23 protein-coding genes and 1 riboswitch are annotated in these 20,358 nt (G+C 64.8%); of the genes, 13 read left to right on the top strand and 10 right to left on the bottom strand.

Annotation, left to right across the window (positions count from 1 at the left end):
* The first annotated feature begins 28 nt into the window (after positions 1-28).
* The 5 genes from ACZ5YA_RS29705 to ACZ5YA_RS29685 all read left to right on the top strand — a co-directional run bounded on the left by ACZ5YA_RS29705 (position 29) and on the right by ACZ5YA_RS29685 (position 4,669).
* Positions 29-1,288: an ABC transporter substrate-binding protein gene (locus ACZ5YA_RS29705; RefSeq protein WP_059375137.1), complete on the top strand. Its 1,260-nt coding sequence runs from the start codon at positions 29-31 to the stop codon at positions 1,286-1,288.
* 69 nt (positions 1,289-1,357) lie between these two features.
* Positions 1,358-2,239 carry a branched-chain amino acid ABC transporter permease gene (locus ACZ5YA_RS29700; protein WP_059375141.1) on the top strand — a complete coding sequence of 294 codons (882 nt, stop codon included), beginning with the start codon at positions 1,358-1,360 and terminating at the stop codon, positions 2,237-2,239.
* Positions 2,239-3,252, top strand: coding sequence for a branched-chain amino acid ABC transporter permease (locus ACZ5YA_RS29695; RefSeq protein WP_059375144.1), 1,014 nt, complete (start codon positions 2,239-2,241; stop codon positions 3,250-3,252). Before ACZ5YA_RS29700 ends, ACZ5YA_RS29695 begins: the two co-directional genes overlap by 1 nt.
* Positions 3,249-3,965, top strand: coding sequence for an ABC transporter ATP-binding protein (locus tag ACZ5YA_RS29690; RefSeq protein ID WP_464091616.1), 717 nt, complete (start codon positions 3,249-3,251; stop codon positions 3,963-3,965). Before ACZ5YA_RS29695 ends, ACZ5YA_RS29690 begins: the two co-directional genes overlap by 4 nt.
* Complete coding sequence (locus ACZ5YA_RS29685) at positions 3,965-4,669, top strand: ABC transporter ATP-binding protein (protein ID WP_059375149.1); 705 nt, start codon at positions 3,965-3,967, stop codon at positions 4,667-4,669. Before ACZ5YA_RS29690 ends, ACZ5YA_RS29685 begins: the two co-directional genes overlap by 1 nt.
* Positions 4,670-4,688: 19 nt before the next feature.
* Here ACZ5YA_RS29685 and ACZ5YA_RS29680 read toward each other — a convergent pair whose 3' ends face one another.
* Both ACZ5YA_RS29680 and ACZ5YA_RS29675 read right to left on the bottom strand, forming a co-directional pair.
* Positions 4,689-5,117, bottom strand: coding sequence for a VOC family protein (locus ACZ5YA_RS29680; protein ID WP_059375152.1), 429 nt, complete (start codon positions 5,115-5,117; stop codon positions 4,689-4,691).
* A gap of 67 nt (positions 5,118-5,184) precedes the next feature.
* Positions 5,185-6,240, bottom strand: a complete 1,056-nt coding sequence (locus ACZ5YA_RS29675; protein WP_464091615.1) for a hypothetical protein — start codon at positions 6,238-6,240, stop codon at positions 5,185-5,187.
* Positions 6,241-6,783: 543 nt separating this feature from the next.
* Between ACZ5YA_RS29675 and ACZ5YA_RS29670 the strand changes: the two genes are divergently transcribed.
* Positions 6,784-7,107, top strand: coding sequence for a hypothetical protein (locus ACZ5YA_RS29670; RefSeq protein ID WP_464091614.1), 324 nt, complete (start codon positions 6,784-6,786; stop codon positions 7,105-7,107).
* Positions 7,108-7,195: 88 nt separating this feature from the next.
* On the opposite strand, the gene ACZ5YA_RS29665 is transcribed toward ACZ5YA_RS29670, so the two are convergent.
* Positions 7,196-8,581 (bottom strand): aminotransferase-like domain-containing protein, encoded by a 1,386-nt coding sequence (locus ACZ5YA_RS29665; protein WP_464091613.1) that lies wholly within the window; start codon positions 8,579-8,581, stop codon positions 7,196-7,198.
* A gap of 118 nt (positions 8,582-8,699) precedes the next feature.
* Between ACZ5YA_RS29665 and ACZ5YA_RS29660 the strand changes: the two genes are divergently transcribed.
* A complete protein-coding gene (locus ACZ5YA_RS29660) occupies positions 8,700-9,560 on the top strand; it encodes a DMT family transporter (RefSeq protein ID WP_464091612.1) in 861 nt (286 codons plus the stop codon).
* Positions 9,561-9,591: 31 nt separating this feature from the next.
* Here the strand turns inward: ACZ5YA_RS29660 and ACZ5YA_RS29655 are convergent, their stop codons facing one another.
* The 4 genes from ACZ5YA_RS29655 to ACZ5YA_RS29640 form a co-directional block, all read right to left on the bottom strand.
* Positions 9,592-10,035 (bottom strand): DUF695 domain-containing protein, encoded by a 444-nt coding sequence (locus ACZ5YA_RS29655; protein ID WP_464091611.1) that lies wholly within the window; start codon positions 10,033-10,035, stop codon positions 9,592-9,594.
* Positions 10,036-10,115: 80 nt separating this feature from the next.
* A complete protein-coding gene (locus ACZ5YA_RS29650) occupies positions 10,116-11,057 on the bottom strand; it encodes a sensor domain-containing diguanylate cyclase (RefSeq protein ID WP_059375169.1) in 942 nt (313 codons plus the stop codon).
* A gap of 132 nt (positions 11,058-11,189) precedes the next feature.
* Positions 11,190-12,062 (bottom strand): alpha/beta fold hydrolase, encoded by an 873-nt coding sequence (locus ACZ5YA_RS29645; protein ID WP_464091610.1) that lies wholly within the window; start codon positions 12,060-12,062, stop codon positions 11,190-11,192.
* 191 nt (positions 12,063-12,253) lie between these two features.
* Positions 12,254-12,835: a CGNR zinc finger domain-containing protein gene (locus ACZ5YA_RS29640; protein WP_464091609.1), complete on the bottom strand. Its 582-nt coding sequence runs from the start codon at positions 12,833-12,835 to the stop codon at positions 12,254-12,256.
* Positions 12,836-12,971: 136 nt separating this feature from the next.
* Here ACZ5YA_RS29640 and rpiB point away from each other — a divergent pair, with 136 nt between their 5' ends.
* The 4 genes from rpiB to ACZ5YA_RS29620 all read left to right on the top strand — a co-directional run bounded on the left by rpiB (position 12,972) and on the right by ACZ5YA_RS29620 (position 16,066).
* Positions 12,972-13,400: a ribose 5-phosphate isomerase B gene (gene rpiB, locus ACZ5YA_RS29635; RefSeq protein WP_464091608.1), complete on the top strand. Its 429-nt coding sequence runs from the start codon at positions 12,972-12,974 to the stop codon at positions 13,398-13,400.
* A 27-nt stretch (positions 13,401-13,427) separates the two neighbouring features.
* The gene (locus ACZ5YA_RS29630; protein WP_464091607.1) at positions 13,428-14,303 is read left to right on the top strand and encodes a leucine-rich repeat domain-containing protein; all 876 of its coding nucleotides are present in this window, start codon (positions 13,428-13,430) and stop codon (positions 14,301-14,303) included.
* A 14-nt stretch (positions 14,304-14,317) separates the two neighbouring features.
* Positions 14,318-14,785 carry a hypothetical protein gene (locus ACZ5YA_RS29625; RefSeq protein WP_464091606.1) on the top strand — a complete coding sequence of 156 codons (468 nt, stop codon included), beginning with the start codon at positions 14,318-14,320 and terminating at the stop codon, positions 14,783-14,785.
* Between the two features lie 72 nt (positions 14,786-14,857).
* Complete coding sequence (locus ACZ5YA_RS29620; protein WP_464091605.1) at positions 14,858-16,066, top strand: hypothetical protein; 1,209 nt, start codon at positions 14,858-14,860, stop codon at positions 16,064-16,066.
* A 65-nt stretch (positions 16,067-16,131) separates the two neighbouring features.
* On the opposite strand, the gene ACZ5YA_RS29615 is transcribed toward ACZ5YA_RS29620, so the two are convergent.
* The gene (locus tag ACZ5YA_RS29615; protein ID WP_464092878.1) at positions 16,132-17,451 is read right to left on the bottom strand and encodes a D-serine ammonia-lyase; all 1,320 of its coding nucleotides are present in this window, start codon (positions 17,449-17,451) and stop codon (positions 16,132-16,134) included.
* A 94-nt stretch (positions 17,452-17,545) separates the two neighbouring features.
* Between ACZ5YA_RS29615 and ACZ5YA_RS29610 the strand changes: the two genes are divergently transcribed.
* Positions 17,546-18,496: a LysR substrate-binding domain-containing protein gene (locus ACZ5YA_RS29610; RefSeq protein WP_464091604.1), complete on the top strand. Its 951-nt coding sequence runs from the start codon at positions 17,546-17,548 to the stop codon at positions 18,494-18,496.
* Between the two features lie 41 nt (positions 18,497-18,537).
* Here the strand turns inward: ACZ5YA_RS29610 and mntP are convergent, their stop codons facing one another.
* A complete protein-coding gene (gene mntP, locus ACZ5YA_RS29605) occupies positions 18,538-19,110 on the bottom strand; it encodes a manganese efflux pump MntP (RefSeq protein WP_059375198.1) in 573 nt (190 codons plus the stop codon).
* A gap of 9 nt (positions 19,111-19,119) precedes the next feature.
* Positions 19,120-19,307: riboswitch (yybP-ykoY riboswitch) on the bottom strand.
* Positions 19,308-19,429: 122 nt separating this feature from the next.
* On the opposite strand from mntP, the gene ACZ5YA_RS29600 reads away from it, so the two are divergent.
* Positions 19,430-19,879, top strand: coding sequence for a DUF6389 family protein (locus ACZ5YA_RS29600; protein ID WP_464091603.1), 450 nt, complete (start codon positions 19,430-19,432; stop codon positions 19,877-19,879).
* A gap of 22 nt (positions 19,880-19,901) precedes the next feature.
* Here the strand turns inward: ACZ5YA_RS29600 and ACZ5YA_RS29595 are convergent, their stop codons facing one another.
* Positions 19,902-20,345 carry a CopD family copper resistance protein gene (locus tag ACZ5YA_RS29595; protein ID WP_464091602.1) on the bottom strand — a complete coding sequence of 148 codons (444 nt, stop codon included), beginning with the start codon at positions 20,343-20,345 and terminating at the stop codon, positions 19,902-19,904.
* Between the last annotated feature and the right edge of the window lie 13 nt (positions 20,346-20,358).

Here is a 20,358-nt window from a genome sequence, read left to right as displayed (position 1 = left end):
TCACAAAAAATACTGGAGACAAATTCTCATGAGCACGAGCTTTCCCTATCGCCCCTCCGTCCTGCGGCATCTCTTCGCCGCCGCCGGCGCCACCCTGCTGGTCCACGGCGCCGCCATGGCCGCCGACCCGGTGAAGATCGGCTATCTGATTCCGCTATCGGGCAGCGCCACAGCCTCCATCGGCAAGGATATGTCGCGCGCCACGCATCTGGCCGTCAAGCACATCAACGACGCCGGCGGCATCAAGGCGCTGGGCGGGGCGCAATTGCAACTGGTCGAAGTGGACACCCGGGGCGACGCCAAGGTCGCCATGACCGAGGTCGAACGCCTGATTACCCGCGAGAAGACCCCGGTGCTGCTGGGCGCGTTCCAAAGCGGCGTGACCTTCCCCGCCACGGCCGTCGCGGAAAAGAATCGGGTGCCGTGGGTAGTGGACCTGGCTGCCAAGGCCGACATCACCGAGCGCGGCTTCAAGTACGTATTCCGTCCCACGCAGATCCCGGCATCGGGCAATGCCGAGAGCATGGCCGACTTCATTCAATACGCGGGCAAGACCACCGGCAAGCCAGCCAAGACCGTCGCCATGGTCTATGAGAACACCGATTGGGGCCAGGACATGGCCAACACGCTGCGCGCCAAGTTCAAGGCAGCCGGCATCGATCTGGTGCTGGACGAGGGATACCCGCCCAACTCGCCCGACCTGCGTCCGCTGGTGCTGAAGATCAAGGGCAAGAAGCCTGATGTCGTCACCGTAACCTCCTATGGCGCCGACGCGGTGCAACTGCACAAGCTGCTGGCGCAAATGCGGGTCGGCTCGACCTACGTCGGCAGCGCGGCCGGCCAGATCGACAGCACCTTCATTCCGCTGGTCGGCAAGGAAATCGCCGGCAATGTCTACACCACCAACGGCTGGGCCGGCTACGAGTCGTCCATCACCACGCCGTTCGCCCAGAAGTTCTGGGACGATTTCGTCGCCGCCTACAAGGTCGATCCCAACGAACTGTCGGTCAGCGCCTACGCCGCGGTCTGGGTCATCAAGGACGCGCTGGAGCGCGCCGGCCGCGCCGATCCCGAGGCCATCCGCGACGCCCTGGCCCAGACCAGGATGCAAGGCACTGACCTGAACAAGCTGGTGGGCTATGACATCGTGATCGACGCCAAGGGCCAGAACCCCGAGAAGCGCTACGTCATGCAGCAGATCACGCCCGACGGCCAGTACCGCACCGTGTGGCCGGAAAACCTGGCTTCCAAGTCCTACAAGATGGTCTGGCCCGCCGCCCAGCCCTGACCGACCCGGCGCCGCCGCGCCACGCCCCGCGCGTGGCGCTGGCGCCCCGTTATCGCTAGGAGCTTCCCCTTGACCAATACCCTACTCCAGGCGCTGTTGGGCGGTATCGCCAGCGGTGCCGTCTACGGCCTGATCGCGCTAGGCCTCAGCCTGCAGTTCGGCGTCATGAAGATCATCAATTTCGCCCACGGCGCCTTTCTGATGATGTCCATGTACGTCTGCTTCGCGCTCACCAGCCATTTCGGCCTGCACCCGCTGGCCGCCATGCCGCTCACGGCGGCGGCGCTGTTCGTCGTCGGCTATGCCTGCCAGCGCTGGCTGCTCGACGGCATCTACCGCAAGGAAAACTCGCGCGAGCCGATCGGCGTACTGATCTTCACCACCGGCCTGTGGATCTTCCTGGACAACGCCTTTCTGGCGCTGGCCGGTCCCGACAGCCGCACCATCGACGCGCCCTGGGCCAACGAGGTCTGGATGCCCGGCGACCTGATCTTTACCTATCCGCAGATCGCCGGCCTGTTCTTCGCCTGCCTGATCACGGCAGCCCTGGTGCTGTTCCTGCGTCACACGCGCACCGGCCGCGCCATCCGCGCCACCGGTCAGGACCGCGAAGCCGCCAGCGTGTTGGGCATAGACAGCGCCCGCGTCTACCGGCTGTCGTTCGCCATCGGCCTGCTGGTGCTGGGCGCGGCCGGCGCGCTGCTGCTGCCGCTCTATCCGGTCAACCCCTTCGTCGGCGACATCTTCGGCCTGCGCGCCTTCGTCATCGTCGTGCTGGGCGGCATCGGTTCGGTGGCCGGCGCGTTCTGGGGCGGCATCCTGGTCGGCGTGCTGGAATCGGTCGGCAGCCAGCTGATTCCCATCACTTACGCCGAGGCGCTCATCTTCCTGCTGTTTCTCGCCACCATGTATTTCCGGCCCAGCGGGCTGTTCGGCGTGGAGAACGAATAATGGCCAAGACCACAAAGACTTCGGCCGCCGGCATCGCCGCGCTGGGCCTGTTGGCGCTGCTGCCGCTGGCCAGCGGCAACCAATACCTGCTGTCGGTAGGCGCCATGACGCTGCTGTACGCCTATCTGGCGCTGTCGTGGAACATCCTGGGCGGCATTGCCGGCCAGCTCTCGCTGGGCCATGCCGCGTACTTCGGGCTGGGCGCCTATACCTCGACCTGGCTGTTCGTGAACCTGGGCATCAGCCCCTGGCTAGGCATGTGGGCCGGCGCCGCCGTGGCCATGGGAGCGGCGCTGATCGTGGGGTTGTCCTGCCTACAATTGCGCGGCGCCTACTTCGCGCTGGCCACGATCGCCTCATGCATGGTGCTCAAGACCCTGGTGGAAAACGCCGACACCCTGCTGGGCGGGCCGCGCGGCATGGAGGTTACTTTGCTGCGCGACGCGCCGCTGTACTTCCAGCATACCGGCAAGGCCTATTACTACATTGTGGCGCTGGCCTTCACCATCGCCGCGTTGCTGATCAACCGCCACGTGCTGCGCAGCCGTTTCGGCTACTGCCTGACGGCCGTGCGCAACGACCAGGACGCGGCAATGGCGCTGGGCGTGCCCGTGCGGCGCTACAAGCTCACCGCGGCCATGCTGAGCGCGGCCATGACGGCACTGGGCGGCACCTTCTATGCACAGTTCGTGCTCTACATCAGCCCGGACAAGGTGTTCGGCGCCAATCTCAGCGTCGTCATTGCCGTGGTCTGCATCATCGGCGGACGCGGCACGCTCTGGGGGCCGGTGCTGGGCGCGCTGCTGTTGTTGCCTGGCGAAGAACTGGCGCGCTCGCTGACCGGGGGCATGGTGGGAGCCGACATGATGCTGTATGGCCTCTTGCTGATGATCGTTATCCGCTGGGAGCCGCGAGGACTGATGGCGATACTGTCCCGCCGCGCCAAAGCGCCTGTGCGCGCCGCCGGCGCGCCTGCCAAGGCGGCCGGCCCCGCAATGGGAAGCACGCGATGAACCTGCTCGAATTCCATAATGTCAGCCGCAATTTCGGCGGCGTACGAGCCTCCGACGAGGTCAGCTTCGCCGTCGGCGCCGACGAGATCGCCGGCCTGATCGGTCCCAACGGCGCCGGCAAGACCACGCTGTTCGCCATGGCCTCCGGCTTCGTGCCACCCAGCAGCGGCGACATCCGCTTCAACGGCGCCCGCATCAACGGCCAGGACCCGGCGCGCATCTGCGCCGCTGGACTCGCACGCACGTTCCAGATCGTGAAGCCATTCGGCGACATGACGGTGCTGGAGAACGCCATGATCGGCGCCTTCCTGCGCCACCGCGCGCCAGCCCAGGCCGAGGAAATCGCTCAAGCCGTGCTGGCCCGCGTCGGCCTGGCCGGACGCGAGCACCAAATCGCACGCACCCTCACCCTGTCTGGCCGCAAGCGCCTGGAAGTCGCAAAGGCCCTGGCTACCCAGCCTCGTCTGCTACTGCTGGACGAAGTGATGGCGGGCCTGACGCCGGTGGAGACCGAGGAAATGGTGGCGCTGATCCTGTCGTTGCGCGGCGACGGCATCAGCGTCCTGGTGATCGAACACAATATGAAAGCCATCATGCAACTATCCGACCGCATCGTCGTCATCCAGCAGGGGCGCAAGATCGCCGACGGTCTGCCGCAGCAGGTCGCCCGCGATCCGCAGGTGGTGCGCGCCTATCTCGGGGAGGCCGCCTGATGCTCGAAATCCGTCAATTGGACGCCGGCTACGGCGACGTACAGGTGCTGCGCGGCGTGGACCTGCACGTGGGCGAAGGCGAGATCGTCAGCCTGGTTGGCGCCAACGGCGCCGGCAAGAGCACGCTGATCCGCACCGTCATGGGCTCCCTGCCCGCGCTGGCCGGCGAGGTCCGCTTCCTGGGCGAGCGCATCAGCGGCCTGCCCGCGCACCTGGTGGCCCGCCTGGGCATGGCCCAGGTCATGGAAGGCCGCCGCCTGTTCGGCCACATGGACGTCGAGGACAATCTGCTGGTCGGCGCCGACGTGCTGCGCGACAAGCGCCGCAGCCGCGACAACCTGGACTGGGTCTACCAGTTGTTCCCGCGTCTGCGAGAACGCCGCCGCCAGCTCGCCCGCTCGTTCAGCGGCGGCGAGCAGCAGATGCTGGCCATCGGCCGCGCGCTGATGACCTCGCCCAAGCTCCTGCTGTTGGACGAGCCGTCCATCGGACTGGCACCCATCATGGTCAAGGACATCTTCGACAAGCTGCCGCTCATCAACGCGCGCGGCATCACCATTCTGCTGGTGGAGCAGGACGTGCACCGCTCGCTCAGCATGGCCGCGCGCGGCTATGTGCTGGAACACGGCGAGATCGTCATGTCGGGGCCCGGCGCCGAACTTCTGGCCGATGAAGGGCTGCGCCGCGCCTATCTGGGGGTGTGACCACGGGACGGCGCGCGGCTCAGAACGTCACTTTGACCGAGGGCGCGCTGCGCCGCGCCTCGCCGTGGAACACGGCCTCGATGTTGTTGCCATCCGGATCCAGTACGAAGGCGCCGTAATACCCCGGGTGGTAGTCCCGGAAACCCGGCGCGCCGTTGTCCTTGCCGCCATGGGCCAGCGCCGCCTTGTAGAAGGCATCGACCATGGCCTGGTCCTGCGCCTGGAACGCAAGATGATGGCGTCCGGTCAGTTGCCCCGCCGCGGCCTTGCTGTCGGGCGTGGACACGAACAACTCGTCGGCCCAGAAATAGCCGTCGCCCGTGCCGCCCATCGGTACCTTCAACGCATCGAAAACCGCTTGATAAAACCGCTGGCTGGCCGCCAGGTCCCGCACCACCAGCTGGATGTGGTCGATCAGCCGGCCGCGATGGATTTCATTGGTCTGCATGTGGCGCTCCTGTTGGATGGGGAGCCTTTGACTATACCTTTCGGCATGCGGCCCCGTCCGCGCCGGTTCAAGCCAGGTACGAAGCCACCTCGTCACGCGTGAGATAGCGCGTGAATGTCATGGACGGCTGCTGCGCCTCGTGCATGGCGCCGTTGAACCCGGACCAATTGCGTTTCATGCCTTCGTCCGTTTCCAGCGCGATCAGCACGCGTCTGCCGTGGCGCGAGGCGTTGTGGCGCAGCGCCGCCTCGCCCCACGCGTAGCGCATGGCGTCGATCAGCGCGCCATCGGCATAGGCGTCGGCCTGCAGCCATTGGAAATCAGCGGTATCGCCGTCCTGATCCGGTTCGCGCGGCGCGATCTCGCGCTTCACGCCCAGCGCCTGCGCATGCTCGCCGATGATGATCTGCAGCAACGTGAACGCGTGGAAGTTGTTGTTCACGGCATGCGCCCTGGCAATGAAACCCGTCATGGAAGCCGGCAGCAGCACCACCAGTTCATCCTCGTAACCCAGCTGCGAGGCCAGCCACAGATAATGCAGATGCTCGAAGGGCAGGCTGTCGTTGCTGGTGGCCATGGGATGCAGCAGCGCCATCAATTCCGCGTCGGACACCAGGGCGGCGTGATTGCGGCGATCGCGCAGGACCATGGTCATCATCGGCAGCACCAGCAGGTCCGCCGCCTGGTGCAAGGCCTCCACCTCCCAGCGCCGGTCTTCGGGTACGTCGGCCATGCGCGACCTGGCGTCCTGCCAGGCCTGTCGGTCGGCCTCCTCCACCTCATCGTCGTCATCCTCGACCTCCTGCGCGCAATACGGACTCAGGGTGCGCAGCCACTGCCGCAGCAAGTCTTGCAGGACGGCAAAGAGTATTGCCGGATCGGCGCCATCCTCCACCAGCGAGCCGCACATCAAGGCCAACGCGGCGGCGCGACCGGGATGCAGCGTCGGCAGCAGATCGGCACAGGTCCGCAGACTGGCGTCGGCCTGCCCAGGTTCGCGGGCCCTGGCAAGAAAGGCGCTGACCTCGGGGCGCTGGAAGAACTGATCCAGCGGGTCCAGATCGTCGGCAGTGGTGACGGGAGTACGAAGCGCGGCGGCGAATGTCGTGTCGGAAGCAGTCATGGAGATGAGCGAACATGAAAGCGGCGGTGGACGCCGCGCGGCAGCCCGGAGTTTACTGAAGCAGCGCCGGACGCGTCTGCAGCAAACCTTCAAGACGGGGCGAAACACCCCGTCGCCAGAATCCGGAAGATAGTGATCGCATGTGCATCGAGCGCCAGGTATTGATTTTTCCCCGCGACCTGCGACAATGAAATCATGCATTTCATCTTGGCCGACAGTCCGTTCCTGGTCCCTTGACCATCACCGCGCTCCGCAAGGCGCGATCAAAGGAGCCCACGATGCCGCCCATAATCCTCCCGGCATTCGCGTAGCGAGCCGACCCTCTCTTCACAAGACGCAGTCCAGCCGCGAACGTTCCGCCACGGCCGCATATCGCCCTGCGGACGGACGCGCCCGCGCTGCAGCAGCAAGCCATACATGGGCTCGCCCAAGCGAACACGGCCCGATAACGGATTGCGATTAACTTTCGCCGCCGGCTGCCGTTAAAGAAGTGAAGACAGACATAGCCATCCCCTCCGTTTCCAGTCGCAAGGAGTTGCTGTCATGTCCAAGCTCCAATATCGCCTTTCCCTGCTTTTGCTGTGTGCGTCCAGCGTCCTGCCCGCAGCCCACGCCGCGGATGGAACCATCTATTTCCACGGTGCCATCGTCGAGACGGCATCATGCACGCCGCAGATTCAACCCAAACGGGTCGCCGTGCGCGTGGAATGCGACGCTGAACGCGCCCGCGCCGCCGGCAAGCCGGCCTACCGCTACGGGGTAAACGCCAGCCGCGTGCAGGTCGACGTGCAGCCCGTGTCCCTCAAGGCGCGACAGACCGGGCAGAAAGATGCCCAGGGCTACATCATCACCCTCGCCTACTTGTAGTCGCAAGTACGCACGATCCGGCGGCCCGCGCGCCGCTGGATTGCGTAGCCCCCCGTGGCGCGCGGCAAACCGGGATAGACAGGACGCATCAAGCGGCGTTCAAGGCCTTGGCCAGCACCGTGAATATCCGCTCGTCCGTGGACTGCGCAACGTTGAACCGCAGGAAATCCCCAGCTGCCAGCGACTGGCTGAACGCATTCCCCGGCGCCACCAACACCCCTTCCTTCAGGCACAGGCGGGCCACGGTAGCCGCGTCCTTGCCTTCGGGCAGGCGGCACCACAGAAACATGCCCGCCCGGGGCGTCAACCAGGGCTTGATGCCAAGCTTCTGCAGCTTGGCGGCGGTCTTGTCCATCTGCTGCGCCAGACGCAGCCGGGTCAACTCCATATGCCGACGGTAGCCGCTGCCCGTCAAGGTTCTGAAAATGACGTCGGCCGCCAGCCGGCTGCTGCCAAAAGTCGTGGCGACTTTCAGGTCGGTCAGGCTTTCCACCCAGTCGGACCGCACCGCGATGTAGCCGCAGCGCACCGACGCCGACACCGCCTTCGAGAAGCTGCCGATATGTATGACCCGCGACAGCCCATCGAACGCGGCCAGCCGCGGCGCGGGCGTGTTCTCGAAATCCGCGAAGATATCGTCTTCGACGATCACCAGCTCGGAATCGTCCGCCAGCTTCAACAGACGGTGCGCAACCAGGGGCGACAGGGTCGCCCCCGTCGGATTGTGTATGCCGGAGTTCGTGATGTAGAGCCGCGGGGAATGCTCGCGCAGCGCCGCTTCGAACGCTCCGAGGTCCGGCCCGTTCGGCGTGTACGGCACTCCCACCGCCTTGACGCGATGCGCCTTCAGCAGCGCATGGAAGTTGAAATAGCAGGGATCGTCCACCAGCACCGTGTCCCCTGGCTCCAGCAGGAAGCGCAGGATCAGGTCGATGGACTGCGTTCCCGAATCGGTCAGCATGATCTGCTCGGGCCCGGCCTCTATCCCCATGCCCGCCATGCGCCGCGCCAATAACTGCCTCAAAGGCGCATGGCCCAACGGCGTTCCATACTCGGTCAGTTCCGCGGTTTCGGCCCGCGCCATGCCGCGCATGGCGCGCCGCAACCCGTCTTCATACATCCAGCTGACCGGCAGCCATCCGCAACCCGGCCGCAAGCTGTCCGCGTCCGCCGCCAGCGACTGGCGCGAAACCCACAGCGGATCGACCTCCCGGTCCAGCTTCGGTCCCATCTCGGTCAGCGTCAGCGGTGCCACCTGCCCGGCCACATAAAAGCCGGAGCCGGGACGCGACACCAGCACGCCCTCGGCCGCCAGCCGCTCGTAGGCTTCCACCACCGTGGACACCGACACGTCCAGCGTCTTGGCCTGCACTCTTACCGAAGGCAGCCGGGCGCCAGGCAAGGCCGTGCGCGCAGCAATCCGCCCCTGGATCTCGCCCATGACCTGCTTGATTAGGGTGCCGCCACGTGCCATGGAAATCTCCGCCGTACTGGCTTTTTATACATAACAGTTTCTTGAAATTGTACTGGATTGTGCGTGGACTACGGACAACTGCCGTGCTGTACTGAAGCCCGCTATCAAGGAGCTTCAGATGCAAAAGGCCACCAGCGGCTGGGTGAACGGTTTTATCGGTGTGGTGATCTTCGCGGGCTCCTTGCCCGCCACCCGGGTCGCCGTGGCGGACCTGGATCCCATTTTCCTGACCTGCGCGCGAGCCGCCATCGCGGGCCTCTTGGGCCTGGCCCTGCTGATGCTGCTGCGCCAACGCCGGCCGTCCCTGTCCGACCTCCCCTCCCTGGCGCTGACCGCGCTGGGCGTGGTGGTCGGCTTCCCCCTGCTGACGGCACTGGCCCTGCAGCACGTCACCTCGGCCCACTCCATCGTCTTCCTGGGACTGCTGCCGCTCAGCACCGCGATCTTCGCAGTGATACGCGGCGGCGAACACCCGCGACCGCCGTTCTGGATGTTCTCCATCGTCGGCGCCGCCTGCGTCGCGGGCTACGCCGCCTGGGGCGGCCTGCAAGCCTCGCCCACCGGCGACCTGCTCATGCTCGCCTCCATCATCGTCTGCGGCCTGGGCTACGCCGAAGGCGCCAAGCTCTCCCGCAAGCTGGGCGGCTGGCAGGTCATCAGCTGGGCGCTGGTACTGTCCCTGCCCCTCATGCTGCCCATCGCGCTACTGACCATGCCGGCGTCGTTCGAACACGTTGGCGCGCCGGCGTGGATAGGTCTCGCCTACGTGTCGCTGTTCAGCATGCTCATCGGGTTCGTGTTCTGGTACCGCGGGCTGGCGCAGGGCGGGATTGCGGCGGTGGGGCAGTTGCAGCTGTTCCAGCCGTTCATGGGGCTGGGATTGGCTGCCGTGCTGCTGCATGAGCAGGTCAGCTGGACGATGCTGGTCGTGACGCTGGCGGCGGTGATTTGCGTGGCGGGCGCCAAGCGGTATGCGTAGCACGTGGCGCGCAAGCGCCACCCAAGCCCTATCAATGAAGCTGGTCTGAACCCTGGGGCTGCAATTCCGCCAAGGCATTCCAATCGGGATCCTTGTACATGCGCAGTTGTATGGGATAGACCGGATGCCCCGCCAGGCATGCATTGAACGCATCCAGAAAGGCTTCGACGTCCCGCGTGTAGTAACGCCATTCTTTGTGGTGATTCCCGGTCAGGCAAGCCACCTGCACCCCGATATCGGAGTTCTCAAAGCCTTTTTCGATAGCCTCTTCAAAGCTATTGTGGCTCTGCTTGTCTTCGTCACTGGGCATACCGGACTCGATGCCCTGGTACGGCCACGAGATGATGACCAGGTTTTCATTGATCTGACGGTCAGGCGCCGATGGCAGCCCGGTGCGAAAACGAACGATGATCGTCAAGCCCTCGATCTGCGCTTCACCCACTGCCCACAGATCGCCTGGAAAAATACTGCTCATTAAATCAATTCCTGTGTAGACGCCGAACCCGGAAGGTTCAGCGCTTGTTACTGAGAAAACCTTGCGCGCGCGACCCAGCGCTACAACTGCATATGCTCAATGCGGTCCCGCCCATTTTTCTTGGCCGCATATAGCTGCTGGTCGACGGCTTCGATGAAGCCAGCGCGGTCTATCTTCCCGTCTGGCACCACCGTTCCGGCGCCAATGCTGACGGTGACGCGCCTGCCATGCGGTGACAGCGCGTGCACGATAGCCTTTTTCTGGAGCAAGCGCTGGCAGCGCTCAGCGACTTTTCGCGCCACCTCGGCGTCGGCTTCCGGCAGCAGCACGACAAACTCTTCGCCCCCGTAGCGCGCAACCAGATCGCGAGGCCCATCCAGCGCCAGACTCAAGGTCTGGGCGATATCCACCAGACATTGGTCGCCCTGGGTGTGGCCATACAGATCGTTGTACTGCTTGAAGAAATCAACGTCGAACAACAGCATGGACAGCGGCTGACGTTCGCTGCGCGCGCGCTCCCACTCCAATTCGAAACCACTATCGAAGCGACGCCGGTTGGCAATGTTCGTCAAACCGTCCTTGAAGGACAGCGCCTCCAATTCCTTCTGCAAGGTCAGCAGCTTTTCCTCGGTCTTCTTGCGTTCGGTGATGTCGAACATGAAACCGATCAGCGCTTCGACCTCGCCCCTGTCGTTGCGCACCACGTGCACAACGTCGCGGATCCACACGTAGCCGTTTTCCTTGGTCAGCGCCCGGTAGTCCGCCTCGTGGTCGACGCCGGCCTGGGATTGGGTGACGCAAAAATTCACCACATAGTCCCGATCCTCCGGGTGCATGCGCATGGCCCAGTCCTCCACGCTCACCCAGCTGTCGGCCTTCCAGCCCAACAACGTTTCAATCTGCGGGCCGATATAGGCGAACTGCTTCGTGGCCCAATCGATCTTCCAGGGAATTGCCTTGGTCGACTCAAGCAAGGTCCTATACACCGCGTTGTCATCAAGAAGCGGGCTTTCACTCGACATACCCTATCCATCCTCGATCCAAATGAACGGGTCACTGTAGCCTGAATCCATCAGCTGCGGCGGGGTGCTCGGTGAGCGCCAAAAGAAGCGCGCCATGAATCGGCCGCGTTCGGCGGCCGATTCCGGGATCCCTCAAGGCGCCAACACCTCGATAATCCGGCTCCCGATGTACTCCGCATGGGTCTCGAGCGCAAAATGCCCGGTATCCAGCAGCTCGACCTGCGCGTCCGGATTGTCCCGCTTGAACGCCTCGGCGCCAGGCGGAATGAAGAACGGATCGTGGCGCCCCCAGATCGCCAGCGTCGGGATCTTCGCGGAGCGGAAAAAGGCCTGGAAATCCGGATACCGCTTCAGGTTGTTGGCGTAGTCCAGGAACAGATCGAGCTGGATTTCCTTGTTGCCCGGCCGCTCGAGCAAGGCGGCATCGAGCGTGTAGCTTTCCGGAGCCACGTCGTCCGGATTGGCGACGCCATGCACATACTGCCACTTCGTACCCTCTAGGTTCAGCACGGCATCCGCGATGACCTGGCGGTTGGCGGCGGTTGGCTCCGCCCAATAAGCGCGGACCGGCGCCCAGGCATCGCCCAGGCCTTCGAGATAGGCATTGCCGTTCTGCGAAACCAGGCCGGTGACCCGCTCGGGGTGGGCTAGCGCCAGGCGCAGCCCGACGGGCGCGCCATAGTCGAAAACATACATCGCATAGCGCTTGAGACCCAGCGCATCGACGAATGCGCCGAGCGACGCGGCCAGGTCGTCAAACGTATAGCGGTAACCGCGCTCCTCGGGCACTTCCGTGAAACCGAAGCCGGGCAGGTCCGGCGCGATCACTTGAAAGCGCGTGGCCAGAATCGGGATCAGGTTGCGGAATTGATGCGAGGAACTGGGAAAACCGTGCAGTAGCAGCAGCACGGGCGCATCGGGATTGCCCGCTGCGCGATAGAAAAGATTCAGGCCGTCGGCTTGCACGCGACGCGTTTGGATCCGGCTTTCAGGGGTACTGGACATGACGGTCTCCGCAGTCAGGAACTGGATCAGCAGCCGAATTCCGGCAGGCTGTGCGAGCCATTCTTGCGCCTTTTAAGTAACCCGTCAAACTAATATTTAACGGTTACTTAAATAGTTCAAAGCTATGACACGGAGCGGTTCGTTCAAAAAAAATCCGGCCAGGGCGGCCGGATGAATGGGCAAGCAAGCGCTCAGGAAGCCGCGTCCTGGGCTTCCCTCTGGCGAAAGGCCGCCACCTTGTGGCGGTTGCCGCAAAGCGACATGCTGCACCACCTGCGGCGATGAGATCGCGTGCGGTCGTAGAACCAGAGGGAACAGAGCGGGTTTTCGCATTTGCGCACCAGCTCGAAGTCCCCGTGCACAAGCAAGTCCGCGGCCGCCTCCGCGGCGGGAAGCAGCCATTGGTCAGGCGTGGCCGCTTCGTACCGACGGGCCAGGCTGGGCGCGCCCGCCACCACGGCAACCTCGAGATGGCTGCCGCCGGCGGCGAGCGCCCGGTTGAGCGCGCTGAGCTTGAGCGGCAATCCGGCCTTTCTCTGGGCAACCAACGCACGCACCGTCTCGCGCAATGTCCGCGCGGATTCGAGCAGGCCCTTGGGCGTCTTGCGCTGGGCGGGCGCAAAGCCCAAGGCGTCCAGCCAGGACCGCACATCGTCGTCCGATTGCAGGCGGTCGCGAGGGCCGTCGTCGGACTGCTCGACGGTGTTGATCAGGTCTAACGCCGCATGATCGCCCAGCAGGCGGAATTCGGGCGTGGGGGTAGTGGCGGTCATAACGTTCTCCGTCTTGAATGTAACCACTTAGTTTGCGACTATCAAGTTACGGAAGAATCGTGCGGCGCGCGGCGTCACGCTTTCGCGGACTACAATCGCGCTCGGCAATCCCGAGTCCCCACATGAGAGAGAAAGCATGCAAATCGCCATTGCCTCCGACCACGCCGGCTACGAGCTCAAGGAAAAGCTGAAGAAGGCCTTCGAAAACGTGGATTGGCTGGACCTCGGAACCCACAGCGAAGACTCGGTCGACTACCCCGCTTTTGGCTTTGCCATGGGGCGGGCAATCACGGACGGAAAGGTCCGGAAGGGCGTCGTGATTTGCGGCTCGGGCATAGGCATTTCGATTGCCGTCAATCGTTTCCCCGCCGCAAGAGCCGCCTTGTGCACGAATGCCACCATGGCGCGCCTGAGCCGTCAGCACAATGATGCGAACGTGTTGGCGCTTGGAAGCAGAATCATAGGAATCGAGGTGGCGCGCGAATGCGTCAGCGCTTTCCTTGACACGCCCTTCGATGGCTCGCGTCATCAGCGCCGCATCGACATGCTGAGCAAGGCGGGCTGAGCTCCCAACGGCCTGCCGGAACGCCATATGTCCATCATCCCGTTTTCGATCCCACGGCCAGCCCGCGACCAGACCTGGCGCTTCATGCACAGCCGCCAACGCTCGCAATTCGCAGGCGCGGATGAACGCATCGTGCTCTACGATGCCCCGCCGCAAGAGGCCGTCCTGGCCTCGATCGAAGACGTGCATCTATGGGCGCCTCAGGGCGACCCGCTGCACGAGCTGCCCGAACTCCTCGCCCGGCTGCCGGCGCTGGCGCACCTGTCCATCGGCCCCGGCGCGGTCGCGGGCAGCGTTCTGACCGGATTGCGCGCAGACATGCTCCCAGCCAGCCTGCGCCATCTTTCCATCCATCCCGAACCCGGCACGTACACCTGGAAAGCCGGCCCGCTGCCCAGGCTGGAGGCGCTGACAGTAGACGCAACGTTGCGGTTCGAGCCGGAAGACTTTCCGGCATTGATTTCCTTGTCCATGGTTCCGGACCGGCGCGGCATGCTGCTGGACCGCGCCTTGAGCCTGCCGCTCAAGGAGCTGAACCTTTGGAACGTGCCGTTCGATTCGTCGGTATTCGATCGCATCGCGGGACTGCCGCTGTTGGCGCTGGGCTTGCTGGCGGGCCGTGGCTTGAAGACGCTGTCCGGCATCGAGCAACTGACAGGATTGCGCTCCTTGCGCCTGAAGAACCTGGGTGCGCTGGAGAAGATAGGTCCGATCAGCGCCCTTGCAAGCCTGGAACGGCTGGACATTCAGTACTGCAAGCGGATTGCGGACATCGGCGTGCTGGACACGCTGACCCGATTGCAGGAGCTGACGCTGGTCGGCTGCGGCGATGTGGGATTGGGCGAGTTGGCGCAAACCTTGAACGCGCGCTTGCGGCGCGCGAACATCGCGGCAACGCGATAACCAAGACAAGCCTGATGAGCAACTTGCACGAACGTTTCCTGAGCTTGCTTGCCGCGCGCGGCTGGACGGTACACCGCGCGGCGCCCGTGGCTACACCGGCTGACTCCTCGGAACACGCGGCGTTCCTGTCCTTGTACACGCAGCTGAGCAGCGCGGACGACACGCGCTGGTTCCTGAGCGCGGCCGACTATGCCGGAACCGCCGACAGCGCCTTTGGGCGGGACACCTTTCGCGACATCAGCCTCGAAGCCGCCATCAGCGACGCCGACCGGCACGCCGTCGAGGCCTTCTGGGCGCGCCATGTGCCGATCTTCATGAGCGTGGACGGCGATTATGAATTTCTCGCGATCGACCTGATCTCGGGGCGGGTCGTGCATGGCGTCGAGCCGGAGTTCGAGGCAGTCAGCGAGGTGGCCAGCAGTCTTGGCGACCTGTTCGAGCAGATGCTTGCGGATGACGAGGCGGCTGCGCTATTGGGCTGATGGTTCCGGTATAGTCAGCCGACGCTATCCCTTTGGATCCCAGGCTCCTCGATGTTTCGCTCACCGTCCCGTATGCACCGCAACGTCCGCAGCGCGATTGCGCTGGCAGTCCTGTCTCTTTTAGCCGCCCAGGCCCACGCCGCGCCCCGCACCGTCTACACCGGAACACTGCAAGGCGCCGGCGACATCGTGCTGGAGCTGGACACCGAAGCAGCGGCCGACGGCACCTTGACCGGCCGCTACTTCTACGCCAAGCACGGCGTGGACATCCCGCTGCGCGGCACGGCCAAGGAGCTCTTCGAACCGAAGCCCCGCCAGGAAGGCAAGCCGGCGGATCAGGCCGCAAGCTGGCAAGGAACCCGCGATGCCACCGGCTACCGCGGCCTCTGGACTGACGCCGGCAGCGGCAAGCAGCTACGCTTCGACCTGAAGCAGGTTGCGCAATACGACACGGAGCAGCTGGAAAAGGACCGCAAGCAGGCCCGCGCCAGCCAGGTCAATCTTGGCGACGTCGACGTCCAGGCAGGCATCACCGCCGCCCGTGCGCCCTACGAGACGCTGAAGCTGGCCGGACACGCCCAGCCGGTCGGCAAGGAGATCGGTGACGGCGCGGTGGCCTATCGCATGTGGCGCGATCCGCGCACCAAGTTCACCTACCCGCGGCTCAGCCGCCATCCCGATGCGCAGGTCCTGCAGCGCACGAACTATCTGCTCGAACAACGCCATTGGCAGAAGAGCCTGGGCGCGCTGGCTTGCATGGCCTCGGCCTACACCAGCGGCAATCCGGGCGCCGGCACGCTGGGCGGATTCGATGAAGAGGCCGTGCACGTCACCTGGCTGTCGCGCGCGCTGATGACGGTGACCGAATCGGGCAGCCTGGACTGCGGCGGCGCGCATCCCTACAACCATTTCGAACCCTACACCTACGATCTGCTGCGCGGCGAATACCTGGACTGGAATCGCGTGTTCGACGCGTATGTGCCGGGCAAGCGCAGCTTCGGCGGGGAAAAGAGTCCCGCCCTGCTCGCGCTGATGCAACAGGCGGTCAAGTCGGGCACCGCCGCCCAACAGTCCGGGGATCGGCCCAATCTGGAAGACTGCGCGGACCTCTGGCCCGACTATCTGGCGCTGGGCGTGCAGGCGCCCGGCGCGCTGAGCCTGTCCGTGTCCGGAGTCGGGCACGCGTCGGGCGCTTGCCTGGGCACCCATGCCAGCGTGCCGTTCAAGGCCTTGACGCCTTATCTGAAGCCGGACGGGCAGGCGTATCTGGTCACCAACTGACGGAGCGCACGGGCTTGCCGCGCGCGAAAAACCATGCGGTCGAAAGCGGCCGGCGCCGCCTGGAATCACGGGTCAAGGGCCGCACCGGCGCGGCTGAGTCCCCTGGCGTGTTCCTGGAAGCCGCGCAACGCCTCCGCGGGCACCAGCGACCCGCCCGTGGCCCAGATGACGTGCGTGGCTTCGGACATATCCATGCCCTGGACATACGCGCGGCCGGCGGCTGAATCCAACCAGCCCGGACCGGAAACCGCGGCGGCGGCCGATGGTTCGACCTCGACGCCCAGGGTGTCTTTCAGCGCAATCAGGTTCAGGTAGAGCTCGTCATCGGACACGGTGAAGACGCCGCCCAGCTGTGGCTTCATCAGCGCAGCCACCAGCTCGGATGCCTGGCCGACGGCCAGGCCGTCTGCCTCGGTCCGGTTGTCCAGGCCGATGTCGTACACCGACACGGGAGTGTCCGCTCCCGACGCCAACTGCACCAGAAAGCACGGTGAGGCGACGGGCTCGGCGAAGAAGCAATGCACGTGAGTCCCGAACAAAGCCTTCAGGCCATGACTGATGCCACCCGGTGCGCCGCCGACGCCGCAGGGGATATACACGAACAGCGGGTGCGCTGCATCGACCACGCGCCCCGCTTCCACCAATTGCCGCGCCAGTCCGCGCGCCGCCGCGGCATAGCCGAAGAACAGCAGCTCGGACTGCTCGTCGTCGACGAAATGGCTACTGGGCGCGGCCAGCGCCTGCGCCCGCCCGGCTGCGACGGCCTCGGCGTAGTCGCCGTCGTGTTCCACCACGCGCACGCCGCGTTGGCGCAGCCGGTCCTTCTTCCATTCCTTGGCATCGGCGGACATGTGGACCACGGCATCGAATCCCAGCGCGGCGGCCATGACGCCGATGCTCATGCCCAGGTTGCCGGTGCTGCCCACGGTCACGGCATACCGGCTGAACACGGCGCGAGCCCGCGGCGTGGCCAGGATGCGCCTGTCCGTTGACGCATCCTGCAGCAGCCCGTGCTCCAGCGCGATCGTCTCGGCAATGGCCAGCACTTCATGAAATCCGCCGCGCGCCTTGATGGAGCCTGCGACGGGCAGCTCGTCATCGCGCTTGAGGTACCAGCTGCCCGAGGCGCAGCCGCCGCCCAACGCCTGTTGCAACGGCCCGGCAGCCATCAGCCGGGACTCGATATGCCCATTCGCGGCCGCGAGCTCGGGAAAGAGCGTAGCCAGCAGCGGCGCGCAACGCGCCAGACGGCTTTCCGCCTCGTTGATCAGGGTCAGGGACGGGGCGGATCCTGGCAAGGGTCCGCCCCTTTCGGGGTTGAGCCATAGCAAAGGCGTTCTTGATTGAAGATTTTCTAATAGCTGAGGATCGAAATTGGCGGTCATCATGAACTTGCAGGTTGATGGTTCAGCGCGAATCGTAGATGCCGCCAGCATGCAAGAATAGCGATCATTTCTACTGCAGCCATTAGCGTGACTTATGCCAGCCCATTTCGACTCGACACTGCTGGGCGCCCTGCGCTGTTTTGACATGGCCGGCCGTCATCTCAGCTTTACCAGGGCTGCGGCAGCCATGAACCTCACGCAAAGCGCGGTAAGCCAGCAGATCCGGCAGTTGGAAGACCGCCTGGGCTACCTGCTGTTTGTTCGTCAACAACGCGGCCTGACGTTCACGTCCAAGGGCGAGTCGCTGTACTCGACGGTCAGCCGCGCGCTGGACGACATCCAACAGGAGATCGAGCGGCTGGGCTTGCCGGCGTCAACGCTGCAGGTCAATTGCCTGCCCTCGTTCGCGCTGCAATGGCTGATGCCGCGCCTGACGGAATTCCATCGCTTGCAGCCAGACATATCGGTGCGGCTGAAGGCGGATTTCCAGCCGCTGGACCGCAAGCTGATGGAGGAGGAAGACATAGACATCGCCATCCGCTACGACCCGGCGCATTACAGCGATTTGCAGGCGGACGCCTTGCTGGACGAGTATCTGCTGGTGGTCGCAACGCCCGAATACCTTGCGGCCCACCCCAAGTTTCGCGCCGGCAAATCGCTCGATGGCGTCGAGTTCCTGCACGACGCCTCGCCTTGGGCTGGCGCCGCGGAGTTCATCGAGTGGCGCACCTGGATGCAAGCGCACCAGCCGGGCTGGGTGCGCCATCTGGACGGGCCGCAGTTCAACCTGGCCAGCCTTGCCATTGGCGCCGCGCTGAATCACCAGGGCGTGGCGATCGGGCGCAGCGCGATGGTCTATGACGAGATCCGCAGCGGGCGGCTGGTCGACGTGTTCGGCAAGCACACGCCCGCGCCGGCGCGCTACGTATTGCTGTCACGCCGGCCTGATGAGCGGCGCACCCGGATCTTTTCCGAGTGGTTGAAATCCGAATGCCGCAGCTTCGACAGCGCGCGGTCCGCCTTGATCGGGGACTCGCGCGGGTAAGGACACGCCGTGAAACCGGCGAGCGACGCCGCCGCGCGACATCAAACCGCCGCGGCGCTCAAATGTTCATAAAGTATCGCCGCGCCTATCCCGATCAGCGCGATACCGCCCAGGATCTCGGCCCGCTTCCCGGCGACGCTGCCCAACACCCGCCCCAGCATCACGCCTATCGTCACCATCAAGGTAGTCGCCAGGCCAATGGCAATGGCCGCCACCACGATGTTCACGTCCACGAACGCCAACCCCACGCCGACCGCCATGGCGTCGATGCTGGTGGCCAGGCCCGTTGCCGCCAGCAGCCAGAAGGAATGGCGGGTGACGGGCGCGGCGTCCTCCTCCTCTTCCTTGAGGCCGTTGCGTATCATCAGCAAACCCAGAATACAGAGCATCGCGAACGCGATCCAATGATCCCAGGCAACCACGTACTTGGCCGCGACCGAGCCCAGTCCCCAACCTATCACCGGCGTGATGGCTTCGATCACGCCGAAGATCAGCCCTGTGCGCAGGGCTTCCGGGAATCGGGGTTTGTATAGCGCGGCGCCTTTGCTGATGGCCGCGGCGAACGCGTCCGTGGACATGGCGAACGCGAGAACGATGATGGCGATGGGATTCATTGGAGTCGTGATCCTGCTGGGCGGAAACGGCACGGATCTCCCGCGCCGCCCGGCGTCGCGCGAAAAATCCGTGGTCTCGCCAAGCATGGATGCCGCTTGCGCCATGGCCGAGGAAGCCAAGAATGTTGACGCAAGCCCCTGCGGACCGGACCTTGGCTGGCCGGGCTGCAAGGAGGCTACTCCCCAAAGAGTAAGGGCAGTCTAGCAGAGCCTGCCGATCCGTGTGTTACACCACTAGTCCTTGTGGATTCCCAGCTCCACGCGAACGCCTGTCTGGCGATGCTGCCATCGCCCCGGCGGGAATGATCAGGACACGCACATGACCCAATCCGAATACATCGCCGAACTGCTGCGCATCCTGCGCGCCCACGACCCCGCGGCGCGCGCTACTCTGACGGCGCTGATCGCCGCCCTGCCGCCCAAGGCGCGCGAGATCCATTTCGTGGTGTTCCCCGATCAGGACGGCGAAGGTACGTTTTCGGTGGTGGCCAGCCTGGAAGGCCCGGACCTGTTCGTGCTCAACAAGGCCATCGAAGGCCACCGCTACCTGTTCGACGTGCCTCACACGGAAGACGGCATCGAACCCGAGGTGCCGCTGTTCGCGTCGGACGAAGCCAGTTTCAACGTCCAGGACGTCATCGTCGATACCGCAATGCAATGGGTGGCGGAATTGTGGGAAACCTGCGGCCGTGGCCGTTCGCCGCTGCCGGGGCTGGTGTATGGGGAAGAAGGCTACGGAACGCTGGAACCGCTCGCACTACCGGCGTAGCGCCGCGGCATGGGCCGCGCACTCACCAGGCCACGTGGAACATCGCCTTCGCCAGCACCACGATCAGCACCATGTGGCAGAACACGCTGAGGTGCATGCGCCTGCTCAATGCGCCGGTCAGGCGCTTGCGGCGCGCGAGCGTCAAGGCGGTCGCGACATGGAGCAGCACGCTCAAGGCCAGCGCGATCTTCAGCGACAGCAGGACGCCGAAGGACGAAGCGAATGGATCGGCGAGCGCGCCGCGGTATTGCCAGGCCAAGCCCAGGCCGGCCAGGTAGAGCACCACGACCGACCACGGCAGCACGGCCCGCACGCGCGGCGCCAGCTGGCTGCCCAGCGCGCGGCGCACGTCGGGCGGCAGGCGCTTGTGCACCGGTTCCAGGAACAGCACCTCGAAGGTGACGGTGCCGACGAACAGGAAGGCGGCAAGCAGATGCAGGATGAGCAGCAAGGGGTAGGTGTTCATGGCTGCGAATGGG

The organism is Achromobacter sp. JCM 18799 (assembly GCF_055395645.1).
Note: the sequence above shows the minus strand (reverse complement) of the source record. Positions and strands in the feature narration are given on the sequence as shown.

Bases quoted from the DNA above. Each gene is read 5' to 3' on its own strand.
- ACZ5YA_RS29705 (WP_059375137.1), top strand. From the start codon at position 29: ATGAGCACGAGCTTTCCCTATCGCCCCTCCGTCCTGCGGCATCTCTTC.
- ACZ5YA_RS29695 (WP_059375144.1), top strand. From the start codon at position 2,239: ATGGCCAAGACCACAAAGACTTCGGCCGCCGGCATCGCCGCGCTGGGC.
- ACZ5YA_RS29690 (WP_464091616.1), top strand. From the start codon at position 3,249: ATGAACCTGCTCGAATTCCATAATGTCAGCCGCAATTTCGGCGGCGTA.
- ACZ5YA_RS29685 (WP_059375149.1), top strand. From the start codon at position 3,965: ATGCTCGAAATCCGTCAATTGGACGCCGGCTACGGCGACGTACAGGTG.
- ACZ5YA_RS29680 (WP_059375152.1), bottom strand. From the start codon at position 5,117: ATGCAGACCAATGAAATCCATCGCGGCCGGCTGATCGACCACATCCAG.
- ACZ5YA_RS29675 (WP_464091615.1), bottom strand. From the start codon at position 6,240: ATGACTGCTTCCGACACGACATTCGCCGCCGCGCTTCGTACTCCCGTC.
- ACZ5YA_RS29670 (WP_464091614.1), top strand. From the start codon at position 6,784: ATGTCCAAGCTCCAATATCGCCTTTCCCTGCTTTTGCTGTGTGCGTCC.
- ACZ5YA_RS29665 (WP_464091613.1), bottom strand. From the start codon at position 8,581: ATGGCACGTGGCGGCACCCTAATCAAGCAGGTCATGGGCGAGATCCAG.
- ACZ5YA_RS29660 (WP_464091612.1), top strand. From the start codon at position 8,700: ATGCAAAAGGCCACCAGCGGCTGGGTGAACGGTTTTATCGGTGTGGTG.
- ACZ5YA_RS29655 (WP_464091611.1), bottom strand. From the start codon at position 10,035: ATGAGCAGTATTTTTCCAGGCGATCTGTGGGCAGTGGGTGAAGCGCAG.
- ACZ5YA_RS29650 (WP_059375169.1), bottom strand. From the start codon at position 11,057: ATGTCGAGTGAAAGCCCGCTTCTTGATGACAACGCGGTGTATAGGACC.
- ACZ5YA_RS29645 (WP_464091610.1), bottom strand. From the start codon at position 12,062: ATGTCCAGTACCCCTGAAAGCCGGATCCAAACGCGTCGCGTGCAAGCC.
- ACZ5YA_RS29640 (WP_464091609.1), bottom strand. From the start codon at position 12,835: ATGACCGCCACTACCCCCACGCCCGAATTCCGCCTGCTGGGCGATCAT.
- rpiB (WP_464091608.1), top strand. From the start codon at position 12,972: ATGCAAATCGCCATTGCCTCCGACCACGCCGGCTACGAGCTCAAGGAA.
- ACZ5YA_RS29630 (WP_464091607.1), top strand. From the start codon at position 13,428: ATGTCCATCATCCCGTTTTCGATCCCACGGCCAGCCCGCGACCAGACC.
- ACZ5YA_RS29625 (WP_464091606.1), top strand. From the start codon at position 14,318: ATGAGCAACTTGCACGAACGTTTCCTGAGCTTGCTTGCCGCGCGCGGC.
- ACZ5YA_RS29620 (WP_464091605.1), top strand. From the start codon at position 14,858: ATGCACCGCAACGTCCGCAGCGCGATTGCGCTGGCAGTCCTGTCTCTT.
- ACZ5YA_RS29615 (WP_464092878.1), bottom strand. From the start codon at position 17,451: ATGACCGCCAATTTCGATCCTCAGCTATTAGAAAATCTTCAATCAAGA.
- ACZ5YA_RS29610 (WP_464091604.1), top strand. From the start codon at position 17,546: ATGCCAGCCCATTTCGACTCGACACTGCTGGGCGCCCTGCGCTGTTTT.
- mntP (WP_059375198.1), bottom strand. From the start codon at position 19,110: ATGAATCCCATCGCCATCATCGTTCTCGCGTTCGCCATGTCCACGGAC.
- ACZ5YA_RS29600 (WP_464091603.1), top strand. From the start codon at position 19,430: ATGACCCAATCCGAATACATCGCCGAACTGCTGCGCATCCTGCGCGCC.
- ACZ5YA_RS29595 (WP_464091602.1), bottom strand. From the start codon at position 20,345: ATGAACACCTACCCCTTGCTGCTCATCCTGCATCTGCTTGCCGCCTTC.